The sequence below is a fragment of the Caulobacter segnis genome, assembly GCF_023935105.1.
Lineage (GTDB): Bacteria > Pseudomonadota > Alphaproteobacteria > Caulobacterales > Caulobacteraceae > Caulobacter > Caulobacter segnis_B.
On the sequence record NZ_CP096040.1, the window covers coordinates 2036506 to 2054585 of the forward strand.

Annotated in this window: 14 protein-coding genes and 2 tRNA genes; 10 read left to right on the top strand and 6 right to left on the bottom strand. The window is 67.5% G+C overall.

Annotated elements, in window-relative coordinates:
* The first annotated feature begins 70 nt into the window (after positions 1-70).
* From MZV50_RS09960 to MZV50_RS09970, 3 genes are read left to right on the top strand one after another with little or no spacing between them, the layout of a single operon-like run.
* On the top strand, positions 71-1189 hold the full coding sequence (locus MZV50_RS09960) for a hypothetical protein (RefSeq protein WP_252634365.1): 1119 nt from the start codon (positions 71-73) through the stop codon (positions 1187-1189).
* Positions 1190-1203: 14 nt separating this feature from the next.
* A complete protein-coding gene (locus tag MZV50_RS09965; protein WP_252635219.1) occupies positions 1204-2214 on the top strand; it encodes a phosphotransferase family protein in 1011 nt (336 codons plus the stop codon).
* Positions 2211-2636, top strand: a complete 426-nt coding sequence (locus MZV50_RS09970) for a hypothetical protein (protein WP_252634367.1) — start codon at positions 2211-2213, stop codon at positions 2634-2636. Before MZV50_RS09965 ends, MZV50_RS09970 begins: the two co-directional genes overlap by 4 nt.
* Before the next feature lie 145 nt (positions 2637-2781).
* On the opposite strand, the gene MZV50_RS09975 is transcribed toward MZV50_RS09970, so the two are convergent.
* Complete coding sequence (locus MZV50_RS09975; RefSeq protein WP_252634368.1) at positions 2782-3516, bottom strand: TerC family protein; 735 nt, start codon at positions 3514-3516, stop codon at positions 2782-2784.
* Positions 3517-3632: 116 nt separating this feature from the next.
* Positions 3633-4469, bottom strand: coding sequence for a 23S rRNA (guanosine(2251)-2'-O)-methyltransferase RlmB (gene rlmB, locus MZV50_RS09980; RefSeq protein ID WP_252634369.1), 837 nt, complete (start codon positions 4467-4469; stop codon positions 3633-3635).
* Between the two features lie 174 nt (positions 4470-4643).
* Between rlmB and MZV50_RS09985 the strand changes: the two genes are divergently transcribed.
* The 4 genes from MZV50_RS09985 (at position 4644) to MZV50_RS10000 (ending at position 7356) form a co-directional block, all read left to right on the top strand.
* A tRNA-Tyr gene (locus MZV50_RS09985) sits at positions 4644-4729 on the top strand.
* 107 nt (positions 4730-4836) lie between these two features.
* Positions 4837-4910, top strand: a tRNA-Gly gene (locus tag MZV50_RS09990).
* Positions 4911-4962: 52 nt separating this feature from the next.
* Positions 4963-6153 carry an elongation factor Tu gene (gene tuf, locus MZV50_RS09995; protein ID WP_252633318.1) on the top strand — a complete coding sequence of 397 codons (1191 nt, stop codon included), beginning with the start codon at positions 4963-4965 and terminating at the stop codon, positions 6151-6153.
* A 183-nt stretch (positions 6154-6336) separates the two neighbouring features.
* Complete coding sequence (locus MZV50_RS10000; protein ID WP_252634370.1) at positions 6337-7356, top strand: alpha/beta fold hydrolase; 1020 nt, start codon at positions 6337-6339, stop codon at positions 7354-7356.
* A gap of 88 nt (positions 7357-7444) precedes the next feature.
* Here the strand turns inward: MZV50_RS10000 and MZV50_RS10005 are convergent, their stop codons facing one another.
* From MZV50_RS10005 to MZV50_RS10015, 3 genes are all read right to left on the bottom strand, one after another.
* Positions 7445-10330, bottom strand: coding sequence for a TonB-dependent receptor domain-containing protein (locus MZV50_RS10005; protein ID WP_252634372.1), 2886 nt, complete (start codon positions 10328-10330; stop codon positions 7445-7447).
* Between the two features lie 379 nt (positions 10331-10709).
* Positions 10710-11015, bottom strand: coding sequence for a UBP-type zinc finger domain-containing protein (locus MZV50_RS10010; RefSeq protein WP_252634374.1), 306 nt, complete (start codon positions 11013-11015; stop codon positions 10710-10712).
* 11 nt (positions 11016-11026) lie between these two features.
* Positions 11027-12685, bottom strand: coding sequence for an FAD-dependent oxidoreductase (locus tag MZV50_RS10015; RefSeq protein WP_252634376.1), 1659 nt, complete (start codon positions 12683-12685; stop codon positions 11027-11029).
* A 119-nt stretch (positions 12686-12804) separates the two neighbouring features.
* Here MZV50_RS10015 and fdhD point away from each other — a divergent pair, with 119 nt between their 5' ends.
* From fdhD to MZV50_RS10030, 3 genes are all read left to right on the top strand, one after another.
* Positions 12805-13620, top strand: a complete 816-nt coding sequence (gene fdhD, locus MZV50_RS10020) for a formate dehydrogenase accessory sulfurtransferase FdhD (protein ID WP_252634378.1) — start codon at positions 12805-12807, stop codon at positions 13618-13620.
* On the top strand, positions 13620-15938 hold the full coding sequence (locus MZV50_RS10025; RefSeq protein ID WP_252634380.1) for an FdhF/YdeP family oxidoreductase: 2319 nt from the start codon (positions 13620-13622) through the stop codon (positions 15936-15938). The genes fdhD and MZV50_RS10025 overlap by 1 nt, the downstream gene beginning before the upstream one ends.
* Before the next feature lie 94 nt (positions 15939-16032).
* Positions 16033-16872, top strand: coding sequence for a GIN domain-containing protein (locus MZV50_RS10030; protein ID WP_252634381.1), 840 nt, complete (start codon positions 16033-16035; stop codon positions 16870-16872).
* Positions 16873-16955: 83 nt separating this feature from the next.
* Here the strand turns inward: MZV50_RS10030 and MZV50_RS10035 are convergent, their stop codons facing one another.
* A complete protein-coding gene (locus tag MZV50_RS10035; protein WP_252634382.1) occupies positions 16956-17714 on the bottom strand; it encodes an outer membrane protein in 759 nt (252 codons plus the stop codon).
* Positions 17715-18080: the final 366 nt, after the last annotated feature.

Genomic DNA, 18080 nt, shown 5'->3' on the forward strand with positions numbered 1-18080 from the left:
CTGGTCTGGACGTAAAGCGACGCCGCTTCCTTACGCACGACGAGCGCCGCATGAGCCAGGGGAGGACGGCATGGCGCTCACCTGGGGCGACGATTACCCGATCCATCAGACGCCCGAGCCGGTGGCCTACGCCGGGACGGATCGGAACTTCTACGATCGCTATTTCTTCAACGGCTACGCGCCGCGCGGCCCAAATTGGGGAGACGGGAGCGACCTGTTCTTCGCCGCCGCCTTCGGGGTCTATCCTCACCTCAACATCGCCGACGCGGCCTTCTGCGTGATGCGGGACGGCAAGCAGGTGAACCTGCACGCCAGCCGATGGCTGAAGATGGAGCGGATGGACCTGACGGTCGGGCCGATCGCCATCGCGGTGGTCGAGCCCCTGCAACGCCTGAAGCTGACCGTGACCGCGCCCGAACAGGGGATTGCCGCCGAGATCGTCTTCGAGGGTCGGTCGTTCCCGATCGAGGAGCCGCGCTTCGTCCGTCGCAACGGGCCGCGCACCTTGCTGGACTACACCCGTCTGACCCAGAACGGCCGCTACAGCGGCTGGATCGAAGTCGATGGCGTGCGGACCAGCGTCGACGGCTTCGTCGGCACGCGCGACCGCTCTTGGGGCGTGCGGCCGGTCGGCGCGCGCGATCCGCAGGAGCTGGCCCCGCCCGCCTTGCCGCAGTTCTTCTGGCTGTGGGCCCCGTGCAATTTCGACGACGGCAGCCTGTTCTTCCACACCAACGACGACGAACTGGGCCGGGCCTGGAACCGTCGCGCACTGTGGCTGGCCGATGGCGGGCGAGAGGACGACTTCGGCGGCTTCGCCGAGGCCTCCTGCGCCATCCAGTGGAAGAGCGGTACGCGCCACGCGGTTGGCGCGACCCTCGACCTCGGCGCGGACGGATCGGTGACCATCGCGCCCAGGACCGAGTTCTTCATGCTGGGCCTGGGCTACAGCCACCCGGTCTGGGGTCATGGCCTGAACCACGGCGAACTGAAGGTCGAGCGCGAGGACTTCGTCACGGCCGACCTCGACCGCAAGATGCCGCACCTGCTGCACGTCCAGGCGATCAGCGACGTCACCTATGTCGACGGCGCGGGCCGGATGCGAAAGGGCAGGGGCGTCTTCGAGCAACTGGCCATCGGCCCACACGCGCCCTCCGGATTCGCCTCGATCCTGGACATGGCCCCTTGAGCGGGCTCGCCACGATGAGCCTGGCAGAGCGCCTGGAGGCCTATCTCACCCGCATCTGGAAACAGCCGGTGACGGTCGCCGACCTCTCGCGCATCCCCGGCGGGGCCAGCCGCGAGACCTATCGCTTCGTCGCCAACGTCGGGGGCGAGGCCAGGCCCCTTATCCTGCGCCGCGACCCGCCCGGCAGCCTGATCGAGACCGACCGCAGCCTGGAATACCTGGCCCTGGAGAGCTTCCACGCCCTGGTCCCCGCGCCGCGTCCGGTGGCCATGGACGCCGAAGGGGCCGAGCTGGAGCGGCCGTTCTTCATCATGGAGCGGGTCGAAGGCGGGGCGGTGGCCTCGCCGTTCACGGTCATGCCGTATGGCGAGCACGCGCGAACCGTCGGCGAGGCCTTCTTCGACATCCTGGGGCGGATCGCCGGTGCGGATCCCGCCGGCCTGCCGCTAGCCAAGGCGGCCGAGATCCCCGCGCCGAAGGACTGCTGGCGCATCGCGGTCGATCACTGGGCCGCCGTCATCGAGGCCGACGAGCAGCATCCGCAGCCGATCGTGCGCGCCGCCATCCGGGCCCTGCGCCACCGCCCGCCGCCGCCGCCTCGCGCGGTGCGGGTGGTGCATGGCGACTATCGCGGCGGCAACTTCCTGCATGCGCCGGACGGCGCGATCCTGGCGGTGCTGGACTGGGAGATGGTCCACCTGGGCGATCCGCTGGAGGACCTGGCCTGGGCCATTGATCCGCTGTGGAACCCCTTCGATGCGAAGACCGTCGCCGCGATGATCCCGCGCGACGAGGCCCTGGCGATCTGGTCGCGGGCCAGCGGCTTGGCGGTCGACGAGGACGCCCTGGCCTGGTGGTCGCTGTTCGCGGCGGTGAAGGGTCAGGCCATCTGGACCTCGGCGGCCAAGGAATATCGCGACGGCGGCTTCAAGGAGCCGATCCTGGCGGTCTCGGGCTGGTACACCGCCCGGCGGCACGACGAGATCCTGGCCGCCGCCCTGCTGCGCCTGGAGGACATATCATGACCCCAAGCCTGCCCGACATCCTGGTCGGCAACTTCATGTGCATGGCCGATCCCGGCCCGCCCGAGCAGCAGGGCGAGTTCATGGCCGGCAAGGTCGGGCTGGTGGCGCTGCTGTCGCTGCTGGCCGCCCAGGAGGCCGAGCACGGGGTGGCGGCGCGGGTCGAGGAGAACGCCCTGATCCGGGCGACGCTGGACGCAGCGGCCGCCGACTACGGGCTGGAGGTGGCCGATCTTCCATCGACGGGGGCGTTGACGATCGCGGCCCTGGACCTGGTCAACGCCGCCCTTCGTCGAGCCTTGATCGGGCTGCACGAGGCGGTCGAGGCGCGGGGCGACACGACGCGCCACCACGCGATCCTGCGGCTCTACGCGAAGATGGCCGACCTGCGCCGGCTGGAGTTGCCGCCCCTGCCGGCGCGCTAGGCGCGCCGGTTGATGCTCGAAGGCGGCGCGCTAGGCGCGCCGGTTGATGCTCGAAGGCGGCGCGCTAGGCGCGCCGGTTGATGCTCGAAGGCGGCGCGCTAGGCGCGCCGGTTGATGCTCGAAGGCGGCGCGCTAGGCGCGCCGGCTACTTGTGCTTGTTGTGCTTGGCGATCTCGTCCGGCTGGATATCCAGCGGGGCCGGGGCGGCGGCGTTGTAGGCGGCCGTCTGGTGCAGGTCCATCACCACGCTGCGATGGCCTTCCCAGATCATGTGCAGGGCGACGTAGAGCACGATCGCCAGGCCCACGAAGCCGATCCAGCGGTGCTTGTGCAGCAGGTTGGCGATGGCGCTGGCGGCCAGACCCATCAGGGCGATCGACAGCAGCAGGCCGAAGACCAGGATGCCCGGATGCTCGCGGGCGGCGCCGGCCACGGCCAGGACGTTGTCCAGCGACATCGAGACGTCGGCGATCAGCACCTGGATGAAGGCCGTCTTGAAGCTCTTGGGCTGGCGCGTCCGCGGCTCAGTCGTCGGATCGTCGTCGATCGTGGCCATGGCGTCGGCGTGGGCCGCCTGTTCACGCAGCTCGCGCCACATCTTCCAGCACACCCACAGCAGCAGGAAGCCGCCGGCCAGCAGCAAGCCGATGACGCCCAGCAGCCAGGTGGTGATCAGGGCGAAGCTGATGCGCAACACGACCGCCGCGCCCAGGCCGTACAGGATGACCTTCTTGCGGTCCTTGGCCGGCAGGCCGCCGGCGGCCAGTCCCACGGCGACGGCGTTGTCGCCCGCCAGGACCAGGTCGATCATCAGGACTTGCAGCAGGGCCGTCAGCGGACCTTGCAGGCCGGCGAAGTTGGCGGTCAGAGCGTCGAACATGGGTCCTCAATGCGGTGACGCGCGCGGCGATGCAAGGCGCAATAGGCGCGGGCGGGGCGCAAAGGCAAGAACGCTTCGCGCCCACGCGGGCGATCAAATCATGCGCGGAAGAGACCTCACGATCCCGAGCTTTCCCGAAGGCGAACCCGCGAGGCCTCGTACAGCGCGACCGCGGCGGCCGCCGAGACGTTCAGGCTCTCGAAGCCGCCCGGCATCGGGATCTTGCCCAGGGCGTCGCAGTGCTCGGCGACCAGGCGGCGGACGCCTTCGCCCTCCGAGCCCAGGACCAGCACGGTGGGCTGGTGGTCGAGGACCTCCTCGAGGCTCTGCTCGGCCTCGCCGGCCAGGGCCACGGCGCGCCAGCCCATGTCGGCCAGCTCCTCCAGCGCGCGGGACAGGTTGACCACGCGTGCGTGGGCGACCTTGTCGACCGCGCCGACGGCGGTCTTGGCCAGCACGCCCGACAGCACCGGCGCATGGCGATCCTGCAGGATGATCCCCTTGGCGCCGAACGCGGCGGCCGAGCGGAAGATGGCGCCGATGTTCTGCGGGTCGGTGATCTGGTCCAGCATCACCAGCAGACCTTCGGCCGGAGCGGCCAACTCGGCGATCGACAGCGCCTCGGGCTCGTCGATCTTCAGGGCCAGGCCCTGATGCACGGCGCCCTGCGGCAGCTGCTTGGCGATCTCCTGGCCTTCGATCACCTGCAGGCAGGTCAGTTTCTGAAGATCGGGGCTGAGTCGCTTGGCCCGGTCCGGGGTGGCCAGAAGGCGCTTCGGGGCCGGTCGATGCGGGTTGGAAAGGGCCGCCTCGACGGCGTGAATCCCCCAGATCCAGTCCTTTGCGTCGCCCTGGCCACGCGAAAAGTCGTTCTGTTTCCGGGGCTTGGAACGAAAATCGCGTCCTTGTGCAGAAGGGCGTTTCCGGTCGTTGCGTTCGGAATGAGAGGACACTATAAGACGCGCTCCGATTTGGGGCCCCAAGGGTTTCTCGGGCCGGCCGGCGCTGCTCTTAGCACCGTCCGTCACCGGCCAAAGAAGCTTTTGTTTCGGTTCGAAGTTCTACGGCTTGCCGTGGTTCGTCGAAACGGATAAAGGCCGCCGGCTTCGGAACTCCGTCGCGTGCTTGGGGGAATGTCCCGAGTGGCAAAGGGGGGGGACTGTAAATCCCCTGGCGTAAGCCTTCGTAGGTTCGAGTCCTACTTCCCCCACCATGCGCGCGACGAGTTCTGGAAACGGGCGCTCTTTAGACTGGACGGGCGCCCCAGAGCCGAAAGACCGGGAGCCGATCGCGACCCCGCTAGCCCACCAGGGTGATTGGGCGGGTATAGCACAATGGTAGTGCAGCAGCCTTCCAAGCTGAGGATGCGGGTTCGATTCCCGCTACCCGCTCCAGCTCCCTCCGAGTTACTTCCCAACAACAGCCGCCGGCGCGAAGGTAGAGACGATGGCCAAGGAAAAGTTCGAACGCACTAAGCCGCACTGCAACATCGGCACGATTGGTCACGTTGACCATGGCAAGACGACGCTGACGGCCGCGATCACGATCACGCTGGCGAAGTCGGGCGGCGCGACCGCCAAGAACTACGCCGACATCGACGCGGCGCCGGAAGAAAAGGCCCGCGGCATCACGATCAACACCGCGCACGTCGAGTATGAGACGGCCAACCGTCACTACGCGCACGTCGACTGCCCCGGCCACGCCGACTACGTGAAGAACATGATCACGGGCGCGGCCCAGATGGACGGCGCGATCCTGGTCGTGTCGGCCGCCGACGGCCCGATGCCGCAGACCCGCGAGCACATCCTGCTGGCCCGTCAGGTCGGCGTGCCGGCCCTGGTCGTGTTCATGAACAAGGTCGACATGGTTGACGACGAAGAGCTGCTGGAGCTCGTCGAAATGGAAGTGCGCGAGCTGCTGAGCAGCTACCAGTTCCCGGGCGACGACATCCCGATCACCAAGGGTTCGGCCCTGGCCGCGGTCGAAGGCCGTGACGCCAAGATCGGCGAAGAAGCGATCCTGGCCCTGATGGCCTCGGTGGACGAGTACATCCCGCAGCCGGAACGCCCGATCGACCTGCCGTTCCTGATGCCGGTCGAAGACGTGTTCTCGATCTCGGGCCGCGGCACCGTGGTCACGGGTCGCGTCGAGCGCGGCATCGTGAAGGTCGGCGAAGAAGTCGAGATCGTCGGCATCCGTCCGGTCCAGAAGACGACCTGCACGGGCGTCGAAATGTTCCGCAAGCTGCTGGACCAAGGTCAAGCCGGCGACAACGTGGGCGTGCTGCTGCGCGGCACCAAGCGTGAAGACGTCGAGCGCGGCCAAGTGCTGTGCAAGCCCGGTTCGATCACGCCGCACACCAAGTTCGTGGCCGAAGCCTACATCCTGACCAAGGAAGAAGGCGGCCGTCACACCCCGTTCTTCACCAACTACCGTCCGCAGTTCTACTTCCGCACGACGGACGTCACCGGGATCATCAAGCTGCGCGAAGGCGTGGAAATGATCATGCCGGGCGACAACGCCGAGCTGGACGTCGAGCTGATCACCCCGATCGCCATGGAAGAGAAGCTGCGCTTCGCCATCCGTGAAGGCGGCCGCACCGTCGGCGCCGGCGTCGTCGCGAAAATCGTCGAGTAATCTCGACGGTCTTCAGCGACAGCTGATCTAAGCGAAGGCCCCGGAGAGCGATCTCCGGGGCCTTTTGCTTTGCTGCGTGAGGTCACGGTTGGGTCGCGGACATCAAGGGCATGGGCGTTACAGCGTTTTAACTGGCTCCCTGACGCCATCCGCTCCAGATCTCTCTTCAGCTTCGAGGGATCCATGCGCATCGGAACAAGCCTCATCGCGCTGGCCCTTCTGGTGTCGAGCCTTCCAGCGTCAGCCCAGCAATCAGCCCGCGTCGAGGACCTCGCCTATGCCCATGCGCAGCGCTTGGTCGAGGTCGAGCCTGGCCGCCGCCTGAATCTCTATTGCATCGGCTCTGGCGCGCCGACCGTGATTTTCGAGGCTGGACTGGGTGACGACACCAGCACCTGGGGCTTGGTCCAACCGGCGATCGCCAAGCGCACGACGACCTGCTCCTACGATCGCGCCGGCATCGGCTTCAGCGACCCGGCGAGGCGGGCCAGCTCGGCCAGCAACATCGCCGACGACCTGCATCGGCTGCTGGCGAAGGCCGGACTGAAGGGGCCGTACGTTCTGGTCGGTCACTCGTACGGCGGGCTGACCAGCCAGCTCTACGCCAGCCGCTATCCCAAGGACGTCGCCGCGTTCGTCGGCGTGGATCCGGCCAACGAGCGCCAGATCGACGCCGCCCGGCAGGCCTTCCCGAAGTTCGAGACCGAGCTCCTGCAACCGGCGCTGGCTCGCAAGCGCGCCTGCGTCCTCAAGGTCGAACAAGGATTGGCGGACGCCGCTTGCATCGACAAGCCCGATCCCCGCATGGGCGAGGCGCTCAACGCCGTCCACGCCGAGCTCCATCGCAAGCCGGCCTACCAGCGGGCGGCGGCTTCCGAATTCGAGAGCATGCGCAGCGGACTTAGCGGCTCGCAACTGGCCGCCGAGATCGGCTCGTTCGGGTCCATGCCGCTGATCGTGCTGACGCGGCCGAAGGACACGGTCCCGTTGGGCGCGAACGAGACGGAGCAGACCCGCGCCATCCTCTGGGCCAATTGGACGACGATGCACGACGCCCTCGCCGCGCGTTCGACACGCGGCGAGAACCGCAACGTGCCGGCGACCGGCCACTACATCCAGCTCGATCAGCCGCAGGCCGTCATCGACGCGATCGATGATGTGCTGGATCGGCTGAAGAGCGATCCGAGCCGGTTGCGGAAATGAGCACTGCGCCCCGCCCGTCGGGTGAGAGAAAGAAAAGGCGGGCTCAACGCGGAGCCCGCCCATGCAGTTTGGCTGAAAATCCCAGTCCCTAGAACTTCGCCTTCACCGCCAGGAAGAACCGACGGCCGAGCACGTCGTAGGTCGACGGATCGGTGTTGGCCTGGACGTAGGAGTAGAAGTAGGGCGGCTGCTTGTTGGTCAGGTTGGTGACGCCGCCGCGGATCGAATAGGTGTCGGTGATCTTCCACGTCGCGTTCAGGTCGTAGTAGTTCACCGCGCCGATCTTCTCGCTGGCGTCGGACGCGTCGACCATGTCGCCGATGTAGCGCCAGCGGGCGCCGACCTCCACCGGACCGATCAGATAGCTGACCGAGGTGGCGTACTTCCATTCCGGGTGCGAGACCGCGGTCGAGCTGATCTGGGTGTTGCCGATCGTGCCCTTCAGCTCCGCGAACGCCTCGCCCGGCAGGCTCTGGACCTTGAAGCTGTCGAGATAGGACCCGATCACATTGACCTTGATCGCGCCGTAACGGTCGTCCAGTCCCACCGCGCCAAGGCCGAAGCCCCAGTCGACCTGGAAGTCCACGCCCGAGGTCTTGTACTCGGCCAGGTTCAGGTTGGTCAGGGTCAGGGTGTCGATCTCGCCGGTCGAGCTGCTGCGCACGAACAGGCTGCAATAGTAGTTCGAGGCCGAACCCGAGGGGTTGCCCTCGGCCGAGTAGCACTTGTCCAGGGCGGTGCTGGCGTCGATCGTGCCGATCGCGTCCTTCACGTCGATCGAGTAGTAGTCGACCGACATCGACAGGCGTTCTAGCAGCGGGTGGTTGAACCGAGGCGTCCAGACCAGGCCGGCGTTGAAGGTGTTGGCCTTCTCTTCCTTCAGGTCGGGGTTGCCGCCGGTCAGCGCGTTCACCTGGGTGTTGGCGTAGGTGTAGCTGTCGATGATCGCGGTCGGCACGCCCTGGGCCAGGCACAGCGCCCGGACCGTGGCGGCGTTGGAGCCCGCCCGGTAGGTGCTATCATAGGCGCAGGGGTCCTCGCTGATCGACGGATAGTCCTGGTTCTGCGGCGAGTAGAGTTCGCCGATCGACGGGGCGCGCACGGCGCGCTGGTATCCGCCGCGCAGGCGCAGGCCTTCGACCACTTCCCAATTGCCGTCCAGCTTGTAGGCGCTGACCTTGCCGACGGTGTTGTAGTCCGACAGGCGGTAGCCGGCGTCCAGGTTCAGGGCCTTGATGAACGGCAGGTCCTTGAGCACCGGAACCGCCAGCTCGCCGTACAGCTCCTTGACGTTGGTCGAGGCGTCGATGGCGTCCTGGGCGTTGAAGCCGACCACGTCGCCGGTCGACAGCAGGCTGTCGGGCTCGAACAGATAGGTGTCGCGCTTGTAGCTGGCGCCGAAGGCGCCGCGCACTTCACCGGCCGGGAGGTTGAACAAGCCGCCCTGGAAGTTGGCTTCGACCACCTGCTGTTCGGCCACCGTGCGGTTCTTGGTCTGGCGCGAGATATACGACAGGCACGAGGCCGAGATCGCCTGCAGGCCGAACGGGTCATAGCCGCCGTCGCACAGGCTGGCGCCGCCGTCGGCCGCGTTGAGCAGCGTCTGGACGGCCGAGTGGCTGACATTGCCCGACTGGGTCTCGTTCTGCTCCGAGCGGCCGTAGGACGCGTAGACGTCGTACGTCCAGTCCTTAAAGCCGGTGTCGCCGCGCACGCCGCCGGCGATCTGGAACACGTTGAACGTGGTCTCCGAGACGCGCGGGCCGACGTCTGTGAAGCGCTTGCGCAGCAGGAAGTTGGCGGTCGGGTCGGCGCGGCTGGCCAACAGCGCGGCCAGGTCGTCGGAGATGAACGGGTTGGTCACCGGCACGCTGAAGCCGGTGCTGCTGGCGGCCGGGGCGGGCGCCAGGACCGTGCGCGAGTCATAGTGGGTGAAGTTGAACGAGCCGTAGAACTGGGCGTGTTCGTTGATCTGGTAGTCGGTGGCGGCGTAGGCGGTGTAGCGCGTCAGCGGCAGTTGCAGCAGGTTCAGAGCGCCGGTGTTGTAGGTGCCATTGACCGGGATCGTCGAATAGTCGATCGCCGTCGAGCCCTTGTAGTTGACCCCGTTGTAGAACAGCGTCCCGTCGTTGTTGAAGCCGAGGTTGGCGCTGGCCTTCACCGAGCCGGCCGTATAGCCGTACTTGGCGAAGACGGCGTCGACGGCGCTCTGGCTGGGCAGGTTGGTCCCGGTGGCGTCGTAGCGGCCATAGGGCGTCGTCGAGGACGCGCCCGAGATCTTCGAGAAGTCGCGCGAGGCGTTGAAGACCTCGCCGCGCTCGGAATAGCCCAGCGACAGGACCGCGTGGCCGCGCCCTTCCGCGTAGTGGCCGCCGGCCGTGACCGACAGGGCCTTTTCGCGACCATCGCCTTCCTCGGTGACGCCGTACTGAGCGTCCATCTGCAGGCCGTTGAAGGTGTTGTTGAGCTTGAAGTTCACCACCCCGGCCATGGCGTCCGAACCGTAGGTCGCCGAGGCGCCGCCGGTGATCACCTCGATGTTCTGGATCAGGGCCGAGGGGATGATGTTGATGTCGACCGTGCCGTTCGCATTGGACGGCACCACCCGGTGGCCGTCCAGCAGCACCATCGTCCGGGCGGTCCCCATGCCGCGCAGGTCGATATTGGCCTGGCCGCCGTTCGACGGATTGTTCGACGTGCTGCTCACCGACGGCACGAATTGCGGCATCTGGTTAAGCAGGGTGTCGACCGTCACCGAGCCCAGCTTTTCGATGTCGTCCTTGCCGACCGTCACGATCGGGCTGTTCGAAGCATAGTCACGACGAACGATGCGCGAGCCGGTGACGACGATCTCTTCGACCGCGGCGGAGGTGTCTTTATCAGTATTGTCGGTCTGCGCCTGTGCAACCGGCGGCGCGGCGCTCAGCAAAAGAATGAGGGCGGACGCGCTCCCCAAATAATGGATCTTTGGCATATAGACATTCCCCTTGGTCGCCACCCGTCGAAAGGTGACGAAAATTCAGCGAAACCGTGTTCGCGATGGGCAATGGCTATGAAGCGACTGTGGCCCGTTTGTGGGCCTTTATTCCCTGAAGATCTGTCTTTGTCCGGCGCTTTGTCGCGGATTGCTATGCAGCGTTATAATCAGCTAGAATTTATGCGGGCGGGAAGTCTTTCGATAGTTTGGCGCAAAAGTGGGGAATTTCCTTTCGTGCAATCGGCGATTTTGGGAATTTTAATCGTGGCCTATCAGCCACGGTCTGTCGTCGAATTGTCGTGAGATGAGACCGCGCGAACGACCACGCTTCGAAGCGTGGTCGTGAGTCTCATCGGCCGCTTGTTGGCGGAGTCGTCTAGCCCTCGACGAACTTCGGGATTGGCCCGACCTGCGGGGTCTGGTCCGGCAGTTCCACGAACACCTCGTCGACGAAGCACCAGCCCCAGCCTTCCGGCGGGTCATAGCCCTCGATGATCGGGTGCTTGGTCGCGCGGAAGTGGGCAGTGGCGTGCCGGCTGGGACTGTCGTCGCAGCAGCCGACGTGGCCGCAGGTCCGGCACAGGCGCAGGTGGACCCACCAGCCGCCGGACTTCAGGCATTCCTCGCAGCCCTTCGTGCCGGGCGTGACCAGGCGGATGGCGTCTCCGTGCATGCAGGTCATGTCGGTTTCCTTCAGGCTTCGGCCAGATAGGCATGGATGGCGGCGACCGCCTGGGCGCCTTCGCCGATGGCGGCGCCGACGCGCTTGACCGAGCCGGCCCGGACGTCGCCGATCGCGTATACGCCCTTGCGGCTGGTCTGCAGTAGCGGGTGGCCGGGAGCCAGATCCGTCCCGGTGCGGACGAAGCCGTGATTGTCAAGCTCGACATGGCAGTGGGTCAGCCACGCGGTGTTGGGTGCGGCGCCGATGAACAGGAAGAGGTGGCTGATCGCCTGGGTGGTCTCAACGCCGTTCGGGCCGCGCCAACGGATGGCCGACAGCTGGCCGCTCTTGCCTTCGGCGTCCTCGCCCTCCAGGTCGACGACCTGGCTCTTCACCACCACCTCGATGTTCGGCGTGCTCTCGATGCGGTCGATCAGGTAGCGCGACATGGTCGCCGCCAAGCTTTCGCCGCGCACGATCATCCAGACCTTCTTGACCTGGCTGGCCAGGTAGACGGCCGCTTGGCCCGCCGAATTGCCGGCGCCGACGAGGGCGACTTCCTGGCCGGCGCACAGCTTGGCCTCCAGCGGCGAGGCCCAGTAGTGGACGCAGGCGCCTTCGAAGCGGTCCAGGTTCTCGACCTCCAGCCGGCGATAGCGGGCGCCGCTGGCGATGACCACCGTCTTGGCCTGGGCCGTCTCGCCGCTGGCGAGGGCCAGGCGATAGCGATGCTTGCCGTCGTCCTCGCAGACCAGCGAGGCGACCTCGTCGGGAATGGCCAGCTCGGCCCCGAACTTCTGGGCCTGGCCGTAGGCGCGGCCCATCAGGGCCATGCCGGTGATCCCGGTCGGAAAGCCCAGATAGTTCTCGATCCGCGCCGAGGCGCCGGCCTGGCCGCCGAAGGCGCGCGTGTCCAGCACCAACACCGACAGGCCCTCGGACGCGGCGTAGACGGCGGTGGACAGGCCCGCCGGGCCCGCGCCGACGACGGCGACGTCATAGATGCGGTCGGAGTCGATCGGGCCGACCAGGCCGATGCAGCGGCCCAACTGATGATTGGTCGGCTGGCGCAGGATCTGGCCGTTCGGGCACAGCACGATCGGCAACTCGCTCTCGTCGACCTCGAAGCGCTGGATCAGCACCTTGGCGCAGTCCATCTGGTCGGGATCCAGCTGCTGGAAGGGGTGGCCGTTGCGAGCCAGGAAGCCGGACAGGCGGATGACCTCGGCGTCCGCCTCGCGCCCGACGATGATCGGACCGCCGGCGCCGGTCTCGATCAGGCTGACCCGGCGCAGAATCAGGGCGCGCATGATCCGCTCGCCGAGCTCGGCCTCGGCGACCAGCACGGCGCGCAGGCGCTCGGGAGCGATTAGCAGGGCCTCGACGGCGGTGATGGCGGTGACGTCGACCAGCGACGGGCGGCCCGACAGCTGGGCGATCTCGCCGATGAACTGGCCGGCGGCGTGCTCCACGATCGGCTGGCGATCGTCGTGAGCGTCGCGGCGGCTGATCGCCACCCGGCCGGCCAGGACCACGAACAGGCCGGGCGAGGGGACGCCGGCCGTGGCCAGGGCCGCGCCGGCCTCGGCGTGGATGACCTGGCCAAAGCGGCGCAGGCGGTCGATCTCGGCCGGTTCCAGCCGGGGAAACATCTGGGCGCGTCGGGTGTCGAAGGTTGTGCCTGCCATGACCGGAGATTGCGCCAGGATCGCGCGGCGGTCACCCGTTGAACGATGACGGTTTTGAACATTCCTGTCGTTACGTCACCGGCTGTACCGCTCGGCGCCTCGGGAGTAGGCTTCCGGCCATGTCGCGTTCCCCCTCAGAAAGACGTTCGGCCGTGCAATGGCGCGCCGGGCGCGCCCCGGAGACCCTCGCCCGCGACCTGCCGCGCGAGATCGCCGTGGGCCTGTCGTTCGACGGCCGTCCGCACACGGTGCTGATGGCCACGCCTCGGGATCTGGAGGAACTGGCCCTGGGCTTTGTGGTCACCGAGGCGGTGGCCCGGGCGTCCGACGTCCTCGAGATCACGACGAAGGAAGAAGAGCAGGGAATCCTGGTCGACGTCCGCCTCGCGCCAGGCGTGGTCGGCAAGAAGGCCCGACCGCGCAATCTGGAAGGCCGCTCCAGCTGCGGGCTGTGCGGCGTGCAGCGCCTGGCCGACGCGGTGCGGCCGCTGCCGGTGCTGGGCCAGGGCGTCCGGATCCGACACCAGGCGATCCCGCGCGCCCTCGCGGCGCTGGAGCAAGAACAGAGCCTGGGCCGCCTGACTCGCGCCACCCACGCCGCCGCCTTCTTCGACGCGGACGGGGCGCTGGTTCTGGTCCGCGAGGACGTCGGCCGCCACAACGCGCTGGACAAGCTGGCCGGCGCCATGGCCCGCGAGGGGCATGACGCGGCGGCCGGCTTCGTCGTGGTCACCAGCCGCTGCTCGTTCGAGATGGTCGAGAAGGCGGCGCGGATGGGCTGCCCGATCCTGGTCGCGGTCTCGGCCCCGACCGAGCTGGCCATCGCCAAGGCCGAAGAGGCCAACCTGACCCTGGTGGCCCTGGCCCGCGCCGATGGTCACGCGGTGTTCGCCGGCGGCGAGCGCCTTGTCGAATCTGAGCTGGAGCCGGCCTGATGTCCGATCCGAAGGTCCCGGGCGTCCGCCCGTATCACCAGCCGGCCGGTGGCTGGGGCGCGCTGAAGGCGGTGGCCGGCGCGCTGGTCGACCAGGAGACGGTTGTCGAAGGCGGCAAGACCCTGATGCGGGCCAATCAGCCCGAGGGCTTCGACTGCCCCGGCTGCGCCTGGCCCGATCCCAAGCACACCAGCTCGTTCGAGTTCTGCGAGAACGGCGCCAAGGCGGTGGCCTGGGAGGCGACGTCCAAGCGCGCCACGCCACAGGTCTTCGCCGAGCACACGGTCAGCGAACTGCTGACCTGGACCGACCACCAGATCGAGGACCTGGGCCGGTTGACCGAGCCGATGGCCTACGATCCGGCCGACGATCGCTACAAGCCGATCACCTGGGACGAGGCCTTCGCCCGGACGGCGGCGGGGCTTAAGGCCCTGAAGGATCCGAACGAGGCCGAGTTCTACGCCTCGGGCCGGGCCAGCAACGAGGCGGCCTTCCTCTACCAGCTGATGGCGCGGCGGTTCGGGACCAACAATTTCCCCGACTGCTCGAACATGTGCCACGAGCCGACCAGCGTCGGCCTGCCGGACTCGATCGGCCTGGGCAAAGGCTCGGTGACGCTGGAGGACTTCGACCACGCCGACCTGATCATGTGCTTCGGCCACAACCCAGGCACCAACCACCCGCGGATGATGGCCACCCTGCGCGAGGCCAGCCGGCGCGGGGCGACGATCCTGGCTTTCAACCCGCTGAAGGAGCGGGCGCTGGAGAAGTTCGCCTCGCCGCAGGATCCGGTCGAGATGGCGACCCTGTCCTCGACCCCGATCGCCTCGGCCTATTTCCAGGTGAAGATCGGCGGCGACGCCCTGCTGGTGCAGGGCATGATGAAGGCGCTGCTGGCCATGGAGACGCGCGACGGCGGCGTCCTGGATCACGACTTCATCTTGGAGCACACCGCCGGTTTCGAAGCGGTCGTCGCCAGCGTCGAGGCGCTGGACTGGGCGACGATCGAGGCTGGCAGCGGCCTGTCGCGCGCGCGGATCGAGGAGGCGGCGGCGGTCTATGCCAAGGCCAAGGCGGCGATCCTTTGCTACGGCATGGGCCTAACCCAGCACCGCGACAGCTCGGGCGCGGTGCAGCAGCTGGTCAACCTGCTGCTGCTGAAGGGCAATATCGGTCGGCCGGGGGCGGGGATCTGTCCGTTGCGGGGCCACTCCAACGTCCAGGGCAACCGCACGGTCGGTATCTGGGAGAAGCCGTCGACGGTGATGCTGGACTCGCTGCGGGACGTCTTCGGCTTCGAACCGCCGCGCCAGCATGGCCATACCGTGGTGGAGGCCATCGAGGCCATCGAGCGGGGTGATAGCAAGGTCTTCGTCGGCCTGGGCGGCAACTTCGCCGTGGCCGCGCCCGATCCGGTGCGGACCTTCGCGGCGATGCGCAAGCTGGACCTGGCCGTCCACGTCGCCACCAAGCCCAACCGCACGCACCTGCTGGTCGGCAAACACGCGATCCTTCTCCCGTGCCTGGGTCGCACCGAGATGGACGTGCGGGCCGGCGTGCGCCAGTCGGTGACGGTCGAGGACTCGATGTCTATGGTCCACGCCTCGCGGGGGCTGAACCCGCCGGCGTCCGAGCACCTGATGTCCGAGCCGGCCATCGTGGCGGGGATCGCGGCGGCGACGTTCGGCCAGGATCCGTTGGTCGACTGGCCGGGACTGGCCGACGACTACGACGCCATCCGCGACTTGATCGCCCGCGTCTTTCCCGGCGCGTTCGACGACTACAACGACAAGGTCCGTGTCCCCGGCGGCTTCCGCTTGCCGGTGGGGCCGACGAACCGGGTGTGGAAGACGGCGACGGGCAAGGCCAACTTCATCGTCCACGACCCCAAGGGCGGCGATCCGCGCCGGGGCGATCCGGACGTGATGATCCTGACCACCCTGCGCAGCCACGATCAGTACAACACCACGATCTACGGCAACGACGACCGCTATCGCGGCGTGTTCGGCCGGCGCGACGTGATCTTCGCCAATCCCGACGACCTGGCGCGGATGGGCCTGGCGCAAGGCGACCTGGTGGACCTGGGCGCGGCGTTCGACGAGACGGGCGAGCGGGTGGTGCGGGCGTTCACGGTGGTGGCCCGCGATATCCCGCCGGGCTGCCTGGCCGCCTATTATCCCGAGACCAATGTTGTGATCTCGCTGGACGACCATGACCAGCGTTCGGGCACGCCGGCCTACAAGTCGGCGCCGGTCCGGCTCCGCAAGCACCAGGCGCGCTGGCCGAACGGGGCGGCGGCCGCGACCGCCGTTCCATGACTTCGGGGTCATGACCTCGAATTAAGTCGAACCGGTGACGAACCGTCGCTAGCTTCCCCTTATCGAATTTCAACGCATCCGAGGGGACTGATCGATGCGCGCTCTGACCACCCTGGCCGTTCTGGCCGCCGCCGTTTCCGCCGCTGGCGTCGCTCAGGCCGCGCCTTCCGTGAAGATCAAGGACGCGGTCGCCCGCGTCGTGGTGATCCCCGAGAACCGCTCAGACGTGAAGGTCGAGGTCCTGACCACCAACGCCAGCCTGCCGCTGGATATCCGCAAGCAGGGTGACGAGACGGTCATCGACGGCGACCTGCGCATGAACAGGATCAACGGCTGCAACAACCGAAACGGCAAGATCTCGGTTCGGGTGCGCGGCGCGGGCGAGGTGTCCTACGACAACTTCCCGCAGATCGCGGTGCGCGTGCCCATGGACGCCAAGGTCAAGGCCGGCGGCGCGGTGTTCGGCGACATCGGCCGCTCCGGCAATGTCGACCTGGCCAACGCCGGCTGCGGCGACTGGACCGTGGCCAACACCAAGGGCGAGCTGAAGATCGGCCTGGCCGGCTCGGGCGACGTCAAGGCGGGCTCTGCCGCCTCGGCCGAGATCAGCCTGGCGGGCTCGGGCGACGTTCGCACCCAGGCCATCGACGGCGACCTCGAGGTCAATATCGCTGGCGCCGGTGACGTCACGGTCGCCAGCATCGCCGGCAAGCTGGAGGGCAACATCGCCGGCTCGGGCAACATCACCGTCGCCGGCGGTCGCAGCCGCGCGGTCGAGGTGAACGTGATGGGCTCGGGCGATGTGACCTTCAACGGCGAGGCCGGCTCGGTCGACGTCTCGGTGGCCGGCTCGGGCGACATCCGCATCGCCAAGGTCACAGGCCCGGTGAAGAAGCGGGTGGCCGGCTCGGGCGACGTGATCATCGGCCAGTAAGCGGCCTTTCTCTCACTCTATATATAGAGCGAAGGCCCCGGGATCGCTCCCGGGGCCTTCTTCATGCACGACGTGCGGTGTCCTTAGCGGACGCCGAAGCCGAACAGGTCGCTGGCCGTGGCCAGGTCGGCGCCGGCGCGGTCGCGGTCCTTCAGGCTGCCGCCGAAGGTGTAGCGGACGCCGACCCGGACGGCGTCCGAGTTCAGCTTGGCCAGGTCCTTCGATTCCGCGTGGGTGTACTTGGCGAACGTCGACCAGCCGCTGTTGGCGAACTTGTATTCGCCGCCGGCGTTCACGTCCCACAGGTCGGCGTTGACGTTGGTGTCGATGCGCGACCAGCCCGCGCCGGCGTTCAGGCGGAAGTTATCCGACACGAAGTAGCGGGCTTCGCCGCGGACCGAGTACAGGTCGGCGTCCAGGTCGTTGGACTGGCCGTAGGCGACCAGGCCGGTCAGGGTGACCTTGTCCAGATACTTCTGGGCTTCGGCGCCGACGGCCCACAGGGTGTCGTTCGACGGGCGCGACAGGGCGGTGAAGCCGCCGACGCGCACGGTGTCGCCGATCTTGGTCGTCAGGTGGACGGCGCCCGAGGCGACGGTTTCGTCCGACAGGTCGTTGTCCGAGATCGAGACGTCGCCGTTGGCGGTCACGGTCCAGGCGCCTTGCAGCGGGATGGCGACCGAGCCGTCGATCACGGCCGAGGTGCCGTCATTGCCGCCCAGGCGGGTGTTCAGGTCCGTGTAGTTCACGGCGGCGCCGACCGAGCCGATGTTCTGGGCGAAGGCCGGGGCCGAGATGGCGGCGGCGATCAGGGCGGCGGTGGCGAAAAGCTTGGTATTCATTTGGGTCTATCCCCTTACACAACAGTGGCTCCCCGGCTGGCTGGACGGTCGTTGTTGGGGGGAGGGCCGCCCAGTCCGTCGGGGAGGCCGGCATCTATGGAGCTTCGCCCCGGGCCTCAAGACGCATGGCGGCGCTTGCGGGCCGAATAATGCATTTTTGTGACACTTGCGGAGACGTACTTTTCGCCTACGCGCAAGCGGGCGCACGTTCCTGCTAGCTCTCGGGCGAAAGACGTTAAAAGCGGACCGACGTTATGTTTTGGCGGGCCTTGCGCCGGGCGGGCAGGGCGCCTATTCAGAACCCGCCCGACGACTCGAGTCCTTTTCGGAGGAGACGAACCGGACACAGCGCTTGACGAAACCGAT